Below are 11,144 nucleotides of genomic sequence, written 5' to 3'. Positions count from 1 at the left end.
TCCGTCGATGGACAAACCAAACCGCCCGCATATCCCTTCATTTTCAGTATCTTGTCAAAGAGCGGCTCCGCTTTCAGGAGCATCCGGCGGCGCGTTCCCGAGGGGTCTTCGTCGCCGGTGAGCGGGGCTTATATGGAGATTCGTCGGACCGCGCAACACCCATTTTCGACTTTTTTCGAGGGGGTCGAAAACGGGTGGTTCAGTCCTCCCGAGCCCCTGCCACGGCCCCGGCAACGGGCCGTGAGACCGGCGCCGTCCGCACCAGCCACAGATGCGAGAGAAGCCCGGCGATCAGAAGCGCCAGCATGACCGCGAGCGTCGGGAGCACGCTGCCATGCGGCAGGAAACCCGCGAGCTGGACCATGACCCCTCCGCCGAGGAACTGGCAGAACCCCATGAGCCCCGAGGCCGAGCCGGGCCGGTCATGGGCCGCGCCCACCGCGCCCGCCATCGCGTTCGGCACCGACACGCCGGCCCCCAGGGACTGCAGCATCACCGAGGACATCAGCACCATCGGGTCCCGGACCCCGGCCAGCGCGAGCGAGATCCCGAAGACCACGCCCGCCACCGCGAAGAGCGCGCCGGCCCTGATCGCGCGCTCGCCGCCCATCCGGCGGGTGATCGGCCCGCAGAGCAGGTTGGCGAGCATGTAGGTGAGCGAGACCAGGATGAAGTAGACGCCGTAGCCCTTGGGGCCGACCCCATAGGCTTCCTGCATCACGAAGGGCGCCGAGCCGACGAAGAAGAGAAAGCTCGAGAACGAGGCCACACCGTAGCAGGAATAGGCCCAGAAGGCGCGTCGCCGGCCGACCTCGACGAGGCCGCGCGCCACGTCGCCCCAGCCGCGCGGATCGGAGGGGGGTGCGGTCTCGGGCAGTCGCGCACGGGCGAGGAGCGCCAGCGCAACCGCGATCGCGGCCGCCATGGCGAAGACCGAGCGCCAGCCGAACCACTCGACCATGAAGCCCGACAGCACCGGAGCGAGCATCGGGGCCACCACCATCGCCGCCGTGATCTGACCGATGACCGCGGCCGCGCCGTCGCGGCCGTAGACGTCCTGCGCGATCGCGCGTGAGAGCACCATGCCGGCGACAGCGCCGGCGGACTGGAGCACCCGGCCCGCGACGGCGAAGCCGAGATCCGGCGCCACGCCGGCGATCGCGGATCCCACCACCGCAAGCCACATCGCGCCGATGAGCACCGGCCGCCGCCCCAGACGGTCGCTGAGCGGGCCCCAGATCAGCGTCGACAGAGCCATCGCCGCCAGCGACACCGACAGGAGCAACTGGGCTGCGGCGGCGCTCACCCCGAAATCGCGCGCGACGGCGGGTAGCGCGGGGGCCAGCGCCTGCATGGCGAAGGGTCCGATGGCAGTGAGCGCGGCGAGAAGCACCACGAGCGAAGCGTGACTGGGCATTGCAATTCCGGATCAGGTGCGGGCGGCGGGCAATGCGGCAAGGATAGGGACCCGAAGCGCCGCGGCAACAGCCGAAAGACGCGGCGCAAGGCTGCTATGCATCCGCGGCCGGCCACGCCGACACGGCCTCTTGTGCGAGGGTGGGGACGCGTGCAAGCGTGCGCGCCATGCCGAACGCCTGGATCATCACCCCGCAATACTTCGAGCAGCCCGAGCCGAGGCTGGTCGATTACGCCCCCGTCGAGTCCGAACTGAACGGGCCGCACTCGATCCCCGACCGCGAGGCCGAGGGCATGGCGCGGCTTCACCTGCCGATCGCACGTTTTGCCGAAAGCGCGCTGCGCCGCGGCGACCGGCCCGTGAGCCTGGCGGGCGACTGCTGCGCGGCGGTTCCGGCGCTTGCGGGCGTGCGCGCGGCGGGGATCGAGCCCTGGCTTGTCTGGATCGATGCCCATGGCGATTTCAACACGCCCGAGACCTCGCCCTCGCAGTTCCTGGGCGGCATGCCGCTGGCAATGATCGTGGGGCGCGGCCCGCAATGGATGTGCGAGAGCGTCGAGCTCGCCCCCCTGCCCGAGGAGCGGGTGATCCTGGTCGATGCCCGCGATCTCGACCCGCTCGAGGCCGAGGCGGTCGCGGACTCGGGTCTCGCGCATATCGGGATCGAGGCGCTCGGGACGCTGGCGCTCGACGGGCCGGTGCTGGTGCATATCGACCTCGACGTGCTGGACGCGCGCGAGGCGCCGGCCTTCAACTACCCGGTGCGGGGCGGGCCAACCACGGCGCAGCTTGTCGCCGCGCTCGAGGACTTCGTCGCCGGGACCGAGATCTGCATGATCTCGGTCAGCGCCTGGTCGCCGTCGAAGGACCTTGACGGCGCGACCGGGCGGGCCTGCCGCCGGGTGCTGGCGGCGCTGACGGGGGAGTGACACGACCTCCGGGCGCGGCTTTCACGCGTGAAAATGAGCTTAAGTATTTGAATGTAATACAATAGCCGAAGGGCACGAGCGAATCCGCGCCCATATCGCGGGGCCGGCGCGCGTCAGGACCGTCCGGCCGGCCCGGCCCCGGCCTCGCCGCCGCGCCGGCCGAAGGCTGCGCCAAGCGTCAGAACCGCGGCCGCCCCGCACATCGCGATCGGGAACATGGTGAAGACGGTGAAACCAAAGCCCCAGTACATCCCGACCGCCGAGGCCGCCATCAGCGCCGTGGCGATGGCCGGGCGTCCCGGCGCCATCGCGCCCCCCGCGATGCCGAGGATCGGCGCCATCAGGCTGATCACCTTGATCCGGTCGTGGTGCTCGTTGATCGGCTGGCTCTCGGACAGCCCCGAGAAGAAGGCGTCGGCGACGACGAACCCATAGCCGAAGAATCCCACGACGATCCCGATCGTCCCGCCGATGATCCCCAGCACCATTGCCGCGTTGCGCATAGGCTTCCCTTCTTCCGCCGTCCGGCCCGAATACTCTCAATAGTGATCGCGCGCGCGCCTGCAAAGGGCCGGGCCGACACGGCGCGCCCGCGTCACGCGGCGTAGCGCAGGACCTCGATCCGCTCCCAGTACGGCAGGTAGGGGCCGCGCTCGTCGGTTTCGAGCGCCTCGGCGAAGGCCGCCTCGAAGGCCGGGCGATCGGCGGGGTCGAGCCGCCGGCGCGGATCGACGGCCGTCATGTCGGCCAGCATCTCGTCAGGCGTCGCGACATGATACTTCGACGAGAAATCGAGCGCGGCCTCGCGCAGCACGCGCCCCGAGGCGGCGAGCGCGGCCACGGCCGCGACGACCTCGGCATAGACCGCGCTTTCGTCGTCGATGAAGCGGGCGACCGGCCAGATCGGATCGGGGGCGACGGGCTCGTTCACCACGACCCGCCCGCCCGGGCGCAGGAGGCGGCAGGCCTCGGTCAGCGCGGTGGGGATGTCGCGGGCGTGGTGCAGGCTGAGCGAGAACACCACGAGATCGGCGCAGTCGTCCGGCAGACCGGTCGACTCGGCCGCGGCCTCGAGGAAATCGCCCCCGGCTGCGCGGGCCGCGGCCACCGCCGCCGGGTTCGGCTCGACCCCGAGGGCGCGCGCGCCCATGCCGCACAATGCGCGGGTCATCCGCCCCGACCCCGCGCCCATGTCGATGGCGTCGAGGCCCGAGATGTCACCAAGGGCGCGGCGCAAGGCGTCGTCGGCGGCAAGGAAGGGTCTGTCGGGCATGGCCGGTCCTCCTCGCCCCGCGCTCATAACCCGAGGGCCGCGCGGACCCCGCTGTCCCATCCGACATGCAGCGCCCCGCCCGCCACGGTCACCGGGCGTTTCATCAGGGCAGGATGGCGGGCCAGCAGCGCCGCTGCCCCTTGGGCGGTTTCGGCCTGGGCCCGCTCGGCCTCGGGCAGGCCGCGCCAGGTGGTGCTGCGTCGGTTGACGAGGGCATCGGGCCCCAGCTTCGCGATCCAGCCGGCGAGGGTTTCGGGCGGCACGCCGTCGGCGCGGACATCGACGAAGGCGACGTCGCGCCCGTCGAGCGCCTTCAGCGCCTTGCGGCAGGTGTCGCAGGCCTTGAGGCCGTAGAGCGTGATCGCCGCCATCGCGTCAGCCCTTCAACGCCGCCTCGAACTCGCGCCATTCGCCCTTGGACATGCCCGAGGTTTCCTGCGTCACCGTCTCGCCCGCCAGCATCCGCCTGAGGCAGGCCATCCCCGGCCCCGAGAACTGCACCGCGCCCAGCCGGTAGTCCTCGAATGCGGCATAGGCGGCCGGAACCCAGGCCTTGACCAGCTCGCAGATCGCCTCGGCATAGACGCGGATCTCGTATTGCGCGTGGGCGTCGGCGCGCAGGCGCAGGAAGTGCATCAGGTTGTGCAGGTCGATCTTCCAGTACCACTGGGTGTAGATGTTGGCCGGCAGGTTCATCCGCGCGAGCTCGCGCGCGAGCCCCTGCTGGTCATCCTGGGCCAGCATCGCCTCGTAGTGGTCATAGGCGCGGGTCGAATCCTCCTTGAGGATCCGGAGCACCTCGGCGGCCTCGGCCCCTTCCAGCACCGCGCCACGGCCCTGGTTGTTCACCGTCGACTGGGCGGCGAGGTTCTCGGGCGCGGGAATGTAGAACTCGCGGTCGAGGATCGAGTAGCGCGCCGAATACTCGTTCACATTGGCGGTGCGGTGGCGGATCCACTGGCGCGCGACGAAGACCGGCAGCTTCACGTGGAGCTTGATCTCGCACATCTCGAAGGGGGTCGAGTGCCAGTGCCGCATCAGGTAGCGGATCAGGCCCGCGTCGTCGCGCGCGGCCTTGGTGCCCTGGCCATAGCTGACCCGCGCCGCCTGCACGATCGCCGCGTCGTCGCCCATGTAGTCGATCACCCGGACGAAGCCGTGATCGAGCACGGGCACCGCCTCGTAGAGCCGCGCCTCGAGGCCTTCGGCGACCACGCGGCGCGTCTCTCGCGTTTCTGAGCGGCTGCGGGCAATCTCGGCCTGTTGTTCCGCGGTCAAAGACATATGTTTCCCCCTGAGCCCGTGGCGCGGCGCGAGTCGCGCTGTCTAGATATTGTATATACCGCGAGGGACACCACGACATGAAGACAAAATATCTCCATACCATGATCCGCGTGCACGACGTCGAAAAGACCGCGGACTGGTTCAAGACCTATCTGGGGCTCGAGGAGACGCGGCGCTACGACAACGAGGCCGGCAAGTTCACCCTGGTGTTCCTTGCGCCTCCGGGCCAGCACGACGCGCCGATCGAGCTCACCCACAACTGGGGCTCGGACGAGGAATACGGCCATGGCCGTGCCTTCGGGCACCTCGCCTATGGCGTCGAGAACATCTACGAGACCTGCCAGAAGATGATGGATGGCGGGATCGTCATCAACCGCCCGCCGCGCGACGGGCGCATGGCCTTCGTCAAGACGCCCGACGGGGTCTCGGTCGAGCTGCTGCAGATCGGCGACCCGCTGCCCGCGGCCGAGCCCTGGGCATCGATGCCGAACACCGGCAGCTGGTGACGCCGTGAGGCGCCGCGCGCCGCTGATGGCCGGGCTCGCCGCGCTGCTGGGCGCGGCTTTGCCCGTGCCGGTGGCGGCGGCGTGCAAGCTGGCGCTGGTGCTCGCGCTCGACATCTCGTCGAGCGTGAACGACCAGGAATACCGGCTGCAGTTCGACGGGCTGGCCCATGCGCTGGAGCGGCCCGAAGTGATCGAGGCGATCCTCAGCCCGCCCGGCGCGCATGTCGCCGCGATCGCCTACGAGTGGTCGGGCTACAGCCAGCAGGACGTCGTCGCCGGCTGGACCCGGCTCGACAGCCCCGAGGCGGTGCGCGCCTTCGCGAGCCGGCTGCGCTCGCACCAGCGGGTCTATTCGGATTTCCCGACGGCGATCGGCAAGGCGGTCGAATACGGCGCAAAGCTGTTCGAGAAGGCGCCGATCTGCGACCGCCGGGTGATCGACATCTCGGGCGACGGCGAGAACAACGACGGCGTGGGCCCGGAATACTTTCGCGCGCGCGGCGTGCTGGACGGCATCACCATCAACGGGCTGGTGATCCTGGGCGCCTATCCGCACCCGGGCATCTATTACCGCGAGCACGTGATGCAGGGCCCCGGTGCCTTCGTCGCCATCGCGCGCGACTTCGAGGATTACCGCCGGGTGATGATCGACAAGCTGCTGCGCGAGATCAACGCCGAGTTCGTGATCGGCCGGAACGAGGCTCCGGGCGGCGTTGGCGGGGATTGGGAAACCGAGGACGATGCGAAGCGGGACGGCGGAGGATCCGCGCTGACCGCCGCCGCACCCCGGGCCCCGGACCGGCGGGCGAGATGACCCGGGCGCGCCGCGGCCGCGGGATCCTTGCGCTCGCCGCCGCGGCGGGGCTGGGGCTCGCGCCCGGCGCGGCCATGGCCTGCGGGCTCCAGCTGATCCTCGCCGTCGATGTCTCGGGCTCGGTCGACGAGAACGAGTTCGCGATCCAGATGGGCGGGCTGGCGGATGCCTTCGCCAGCGAATCGGTGGGCGCGGCGATCGCCGCGGTCGAGGGCGGCGTTCTGGTGACCCTGACGCAATGGTCGGGCGTCTCGCGTCAGAGCCAGATGATCGGCTGGCACAGGCTGACCGACGCCGCCTCGGCGCAGGAGTTCGCCGCCGCGATCCGCACCACCGGCCGGGCGTGGCGCAACTTCTCGACCGCCATCGGCGAGGCGGTCGCGCATGCCCATGCCATCGGCGGCGAGGCCCCCGACGCCTGCGGTCGGCGCGTGATCGACATCTCGGGCGACGGCACATCGAACGAGGGCCGCGCGCCCGAGGCGGCCTCGCATTCGGCGGCTTCCGCGGGATACACGATCAACGCGCTGGTGATCCGCGGCGCGGACCCCGACCCGCTCGAGGAATACATGACCAGGGTGATCGCCGGGCCCGGCGCCTTCGTCGAGGTGGCCGAAGGGTTCGACGACTACCCCGAGGCGATCCTGCGCAAGCTGCTGCGCGAGATCGAGCAGCCGATGATCGTCTCGGAACGGGCGGGCGAGTGAGCCCCGCTCAGCCCGGCGCGGTCTCGCCGAAGGTCGCGGCGTAGTGATCGCGCTGCAGCTTGGCCGCCGTGACGGCATTGCGCAGGAGCATCGCCACCGTCACCGGCCCGACCCCACCCGGAACGGGGGTGATCCAGCCCGCGACCTCGTGGCAGCCGTCGAAATCGGCATCGCCGACGACGCGCGGCCCGTCCGGGCCGTCGACCTGGTTGATGCCGATGTCGATCAGCGCAGCCCCCGGCTTGAGCATGTCGCCGATCACGAGCCCCGGCTTGCCGACCGCGACGAAGACCGCGTCGGCCGAGCGCGAATGCATCGCGAGGTTGCGCGTCATGTGGTGGCAGACGGTCACGGTCGCGCCCTCGGCCATCAGGAGGAAGGCGATCGGCTTGCCTACGATCGCCGAGTGCCCGATCACCGTGACCTCGAGCCCCTTGAGGCTCATCCGCGTCTCGCGCAGCATCTCGACCGCGGCGACGGCGGTGCAGGGACCCATCTTGAGGTCGTTGTAGACGATGTTTCCGATATTGGCGGGATGCATCCCCTCGACGTCCTTCAGGGGATGGACGCTGCGCTGCAGGCGGCGCTCGGGCAGATGCGCGGGCGTCGGGCGCTGGATGATGATGCCGGTGACGCGGGGGTCGGTGTTGAGCCCCTGGATGATCCCGGTCAGCTCCTCCGAGCCGATGTCCCCGGGGTAGTCGCGCGCCTCGAAATCCATGCCGACCGAGGCCGCGGCCCGGCTCTGGTTCCGGACATAGAGCCGCGCGGCCTCGGTGTCGCCGGCCGAGATCGAGACCAGACGGACCGGCCAGCCGGAGGCGGTGAGCGCGGCGACATCGGCGGCAACCTCGGCGCGGATGCGCTGGGCGAGCGCGCGCCCGTCGAGAACCTTGTGGCTCGGGGCGCTCTCGCGCGCCAGGACTGCGGTCGATGGCATGGCTTTCCTCCGGTCTCGCCGTGGCGCGACACTGACCGGCGGCGGTGCGATTGTCGGCCGGGTTTGCGGCAATCGATGACGCAGATGCGCAGTGGGTCGCGCGGGTCGGGCGCAATGGGTGGCGCCATGCCGGCCGGCGCGGCCCGGCATCTGCCCCCTTTCAAAGCCGACCGGGATCGCCTATCTCTTGGCTGTTCCCGCAAGGGATCTATGGCGATAAACGCGCGCGAAATAAACGGACCGGACCCGGGGGCGGTACCCGGCGGCTCCACCAAAATCCCCTCATTGGGGGGCGACGGGGCCGAAACAGGATCGACGGACGTGTAAAGGCGTTAGCTTTCGCTCGGTGAGGTACCACCGTTATCGGTCCGAAAAGTACAGTTGCCAATGACAACCGTGCTCCGGTGGCCCTCGCTGCGTAATGCAGCGCATGCCATCGAAATCTAAGTCCTGACGCTTAGCCGCGGCAGGCGGGGTTCGCAGGCACCTGGCAACAGAAGCCTGCACTCTCCCCACCATCGCTAATCCCTCCCGGCCGGGCCGCGTGGTCGCTGTGTCGCATCGGGACAATTCTCGCGGCCTCCCTCTACCCACGCGCGAAGAATCGTTTATGGTTCTGCCTGAGCAGCCTTGGGGGATGTCCGGGAGAGATGGCCGGTAAGCGCGGAATAAATTACGGGCGTTTCATGGAGCGGGCGATGCGCGGCGTTGTGGCCGACGTGCTCGGGCATGTCGCCAAGCACGGGCTGACCGGCGAGCATCATTTCTACATCTCGTTCGACACGACCCATCCGGGCGTCGACATCCCCACATACCTGCACGAGAACTACCCGCGCGAGATGACGATCGTCCTGCAGGACTGGTTCGAGGATCTCGCGGTGACGGGCGACCGGTTCCGGGTGACGCTCAACTTCTCGGACCGCCCCGAAACGCTGGTCATTCCCCTCGACGCGGTGAAGACCTTCGTCGACCCGTCGGTGAAGTTCGGCCTCAAGTTCGACGACCACGACGAGGACGAGGAGGCAGCTGCCAAGCCGCCTGCCGAGAGCGCCGAGGCCGGGCGGCGCGAGGAGCCCGACGAGGATGATGACGGCGGCCCCGACGGAACCGGCGGACACCCGTCCTCGGGCGAGGTCGTGCGCCTCGACCGTTTCCGCAAGCGCTGAGCCCCCGCACGATTTCCTGAAGCCCTGCGGCGCGGCGGCGCTTTCCAACCTCGTGGCGGGGGCGCTATACCCGCGCCAGTTCTGGAAGTGCCTGATCGAACGAGGGGGCAAGACATGGCCACGCGCACCGAGACCGACAGCTTCGGACCCATCGAGGTTCCGGCAGACCGCTACTGGGGGGCGCAGACGCAGCGCTCGATCCAGAACTTCCCGATCGGCTGGGAAAAGCAGCCCATCGCCCTGGTCCGCGCGCTGGGCGTCATCAAGCAGGCATCGGCCGAGGCCAACATGGCGCTGGGCAATCTCGACCAGAAGCTGGGCGAGGCGATCGTCGAGGCGGCGAGCGAGGTCGTGGCCGGCAAGCTGGACGACCACTTCCCGCTGGTGGTCTGGCAGACCGGTTCGGGCACCCAGTCGAACATGAACGCGAACGAGGTGATCTCGAACCGCGCCATCGAGATCCTGGGTGGCGCCAGGGGCTCGAAGTCGCCGGTCCATCCCAACGACCACGTCAACCGCTCGCAGTCGTCGAACGACACCTTCCCGACCGCGATGCACATCGCCGCGGCGCGCACCGCGCATGACGTCCTGCTGCCGGGGCTGCGCAAGCTGCACGCGGCGCTGGACGCCAAGGCCAAGGCCTTCGCGCATATCATCAAGATCGGGCGCACGCACACGCAGGACGCGACCCCCCTGACACTGGGCCAGGAGTTCGGCGGCTATGCCTTCCAGGTCGAGCAGGGCATCCGTCGGATCGAGGCCTCGCTGGGCAACATCTACCCGTTGGCGCAGGGCGGCACGGCGGTCGGCACGGGGCTGAACTCGAAGCCCGGCTTCGCCGAGAAGGTGGCCGAGCGGATCGCCGCGATCACCGGCCTGCCCTTCGTCACCGCACCCAACAAGTTCGAGGCGCTGGCCGCCCATGACGCCATCGTCGAGATGTCGGGCGCTTGCAAGACTGTGGCCGCGAGCCTCTTCAAGATCGCCAACGACATCCGCCTGCTCGGCTCGGGCCCGCGCTGCGGCCTGGGCGAGTTGATCCTGCCGGAGAACGAGCCCGGCTCGTCGATCATGCCGGGCAAGGTCAATCCCACCCAGTGCGAGGCGCTGACCCAGGTCTGCGCCCATGTCATGGGCAACGACGCGGCGATCGGCTTCGCCGGCAGCCAGGGCCATTTCGAGCTCAACGTCTACAAGCCGATGATGATCTACAACCTGCTGCAGTCGATGCAGCTGCTGGGCGATGCCGCCTCGGCCTTCACCGACAACTGCGTCGACGGCATCAAGGCCGACGAGACCCGCATCTCGAAACTGATGTGGGAGAGCCTGATGCTGGTCACGGCGCTGGCGCCGGTGATCGGTTACGACAATGCGGCCACCGTCGCCAAGACCGCCCACAAGAACGGCACCACGCTCAAGGACGAGGCCATCAAGCTGGGCCTGTGCGACGCCGAGACCTTCGACCGCGTGGTCAAGCCCGAGGACATGCTGGGGCCGAAGTGACGCAAGGAGGCGCGCGCGCACGCCGCGCGCGCCCGGCCACGGGCTTTCGCGGGCGCCGGTTCTGGCGCATCATCGCCAGCGGGCATGAACGGGCAAGGCGGATGGGCCGCGGATGACCGGGAAGGTGATCAATCTGCGCCAGCGGCGCAAGGCGAAGGCACGGGCCGAGCAAAAGGCCGAGGCCGACCGCAACGCGGCCGAGCATGGCATCCCGAAACCTGCGACGGACCTGGCGCGCGCCCGCGAGGACAAGGCGCGGCGCGCGCTCGACGGCCATCGGCTCGAGCCGCTCGACGATGACGGGACGTCAGACGCGGAGCCGGGCGGGGAACCGAACGGGTGACGGACGGCCCCTACCCGCCGCCGGTCAAGCGGTCACTGACCCTCTCGGGGCACCGCACCTCGGTGAGCCTGGAGGAGCCGTTCTGGCAGGAGTTCCGCCGGATCGCGGCGTCGGAGGGCGTGTCGGTCAACGCGCTGGCAAGTCGCATCGACGTGGCGCGCGGCCCGCAGACCACGCTTGCCTCGGCCATCCGCCTGCACGTGCTGCGCGCGCTGGGCGGGCGCGGCTGAGCGCCACAAGGTGCGCCCCGCCGCGGAACGGC

13 protein-coding genes, 1 other RNA gene and 1 pseudogene are annotated in these 11,144 nt (G+C 69.6%); 9 read left to right on the top strand and 6 right to left on the bottom strand.

The features are described 5' to 3' along the window. Positions 1 to 199: 199 nt before the first annotated feature. Positions 200 to 1,417: a multidrug effflux MFS transporter gene (locus H0I76_RS15850; protein ID WP_200611850.1), complete on the bottom strand. Its 1,218-nt coding sequence runs from the start codon at positions 1,415 to 1,417 to the stop codon at positions 200 to 202. A gap of 131 nt (positions 1,418 to 1,548) precedes the next feature. On the opposite strand from H0I76_RS15850, the pseudogene H0I76_RS15845 reads away from it, so the two are divergent. Continuing rightward, positions 1,549 to 2,346 (top strand): annotated as a pseudogene (locus tag H0I76_RS15845) (arginase family protein); the annotation flags it as partial. Between the two features lie 113 nt (positions 2,347 to 2,459). Here the strand turns inward: H0I76_RS15845 and H0I76_RS15840 are convergent. The 4 genes from H0I76_RS15840 to thyX form a co-directional block, all read right to left on the bottom strand. After that, positions 2,460 to 2,849, bottom strand: coding sequence for a hypothetical protein (locus tag H0I76_RS15840; protein WP_200611845.1), 390 nt, complete (start codon positions 2,847 to 2,849; stop codon positions 2,460 to 2,462). Positions 2,850 to 2,941: 92 nt separating this feature from the next. Next, positions 2,942 to 3,619: a class I SAM-dependent methyltransferase gene (locus tag H0I76_RS15835; protein ID WP_200611842.1), complete on the bottom strand. Its 678-nt coding sequence runs from the start codon at positions 3,617 to 3,619 to the stop codon at positions 2,942 to 2,944. 23 nt (positions 3,620 to 3,642) lie between these two features. After that, a complete protein-coding gene (locus H0I76_RS15830) occupies positions 3,643 to 3,981 on the bottom strand; it encodes an ArsC/Spx/MgsR family protein (protein ID WP_200611933.1) in 339 nt (112 codons plus the stop codon). A 13-nt stretch (positions 3,982 to 3,994) separates the two neighbouring features. Continuing rightward, complete coding sequence (gene thyX / locus H0I76_RS15825) at positions 3,995 to 4,903, bottom strand: FAD-dependent thymidylate synthase (RefSeq protein WP_200611840.1); 909 nt, start codon at positions 4,901 to 4,903, stop codon at positions 3,995 to 3,997. Positions 4,904 to 4,980: 77 nt separating this feature from the next. Here thyX and H0I76_RS15820 point away from each other — a divergent pair, with 77 nt between their 5' ends. Genes H0I76_RS15820 through H0I76_RS15810 form a run of 3 tightly spaced genes read left to right on the top strand, consistent with a single transcriptional unit; the run spans position 4,981 to position 6,930 of the window. Next, positions 4,981 to 5,409, top strand: coding sequence for a VOC family protein (locus tag H0I76_RS15820; RefSeq protein ID WP_200611838.1), 429 nt, complete (start codon positions 4,981 to 4,983; stop codon positions 5,407 to 5,409). A gap of 4 nt (positions 5,410 to 5,413) precedes the next feature. Continuing rightward, complete coding sequence (locus H0I76_RS15815) at positions 5,414 to 6,223, top strand: DUF1194 domain-containing protein (protein WP_325166467.1); 810 nt, start codon at positions 5,414 to 5,416, stop codon at positions 6,221 to 6,223. Then, positions 6,220 to 6,930, top strand: coding sequence for a DUF1194 domain-containing protein (locus H0I76_RS15810; RefSeq protein ID WP_200611824.1), 711 nt, complete (start codon positions 6,220 to 6,222; stop codon positions 6,928 to 6,930). Before H0I76_RS15815 ends, H0I76_RS15810 begins: the two co-directional genes overlap by 4 nt. Positions 6,931 to 6,937: 7 nt before the next feature. Here H0I76_RS15810 and H0I76_RS15805 read toward each other — a convergent pair whose 3' ends face one another. Beyond that, complete coding sequence (locus H0I76_RS15805; protein ID WP_200611821.1) at positions 6,938 to 7,870, bottom strand: bifunctional 5,10-methylenetetrahydrofolate dehydrogenase/5,10-methenyltetrahydrofolate cyclohydrolase; 933 nt, start codon at positions 7,868 to 7,870, stop codon at positions 6,938 to 6,940. A gap of 154 nt (positions 7,871 to 8,024) precedes the next feature. Here H0I76_RS15805 and ssrA point away from each other — a divergent pair. The 5 genes from ssrA to H0I76_RS15780 all read left to right on the top strand — a co-directional run bounded on the left by ssrA (position 8,025) and on the right by H0I76_RS15780 (position 11,112). Further along, positions 8,025 to 8,378: a transfer-messenger RNA gene (gene ssrA, locus H0I76_RS15800) on the top strand. Between the two features lie 142 nt (positions 8,379 to 8,520). Then, a complete protein-coding gene (locus H0I76_RS15795) occupies positions 8,521 to 9,036 on the top strand; it encodes an SspB family protein (RefSeq protein ID WP_200611818.1) in 516 nt (171 codons plus the stop codon). Positions 9,037 to 9,150: 114 nt separating this feature from the next. Next, entirely contained in the window at positions 9,151 to 10,539 is a 1,389-nt protein-coding gene (fumC, locus tag H0I76_RS15790; RefSeq protein WP_200611816.1) for a class II fumarate hydratase, read from the top strand. Between the two features lie 112 nt (positions 10,540 to 10,651). Next, a complete protein-coding gene (locus H0I76_RS15785; protein WP_200611814.1) occupies positions 10,652 to 10,882 on the top strand; it encodes a DUF4169 family protein in 231 nt (76 codons plus the stop codon). After that, positions 10,879 to 11,112 carry a ribbon-helix-helix domain-containing protein gene (locus tag H0I76_RS15780; protein ID WP_200611812.1) on the top strand — a complete coding sequence of 78 codons (234 nt, stop codon included), beginning with the start codon at positions 10,879 to 10,881 and terminating at the stop codon, positions 11,110 to 11,112. The genes H0I76_RS15785 and H0I76_RS15780 overlap by 4 nt, the downstream gene beginning before the upstream one ends. The last annotated feature ends 32 nt before the right edge of the window (positions 11,113 to 11,144 follow it).

This window comes from Thermohalobaculum xanthum, from assembly GCF_016623495.1.
Taxonomy (GTDB): Bacteria; Pseudomonadota; Alphaproteobacteria; order Rhodobacterales; family Rhodobacteraceae; genus Thermohalobaculum; species Thermohalobaculum xanthum.
The sequence above is the reverse complement of the archived record's forward strand: the minus strand, read 5'-3'. Positions and strand labels throughout refer to the sequence as shown.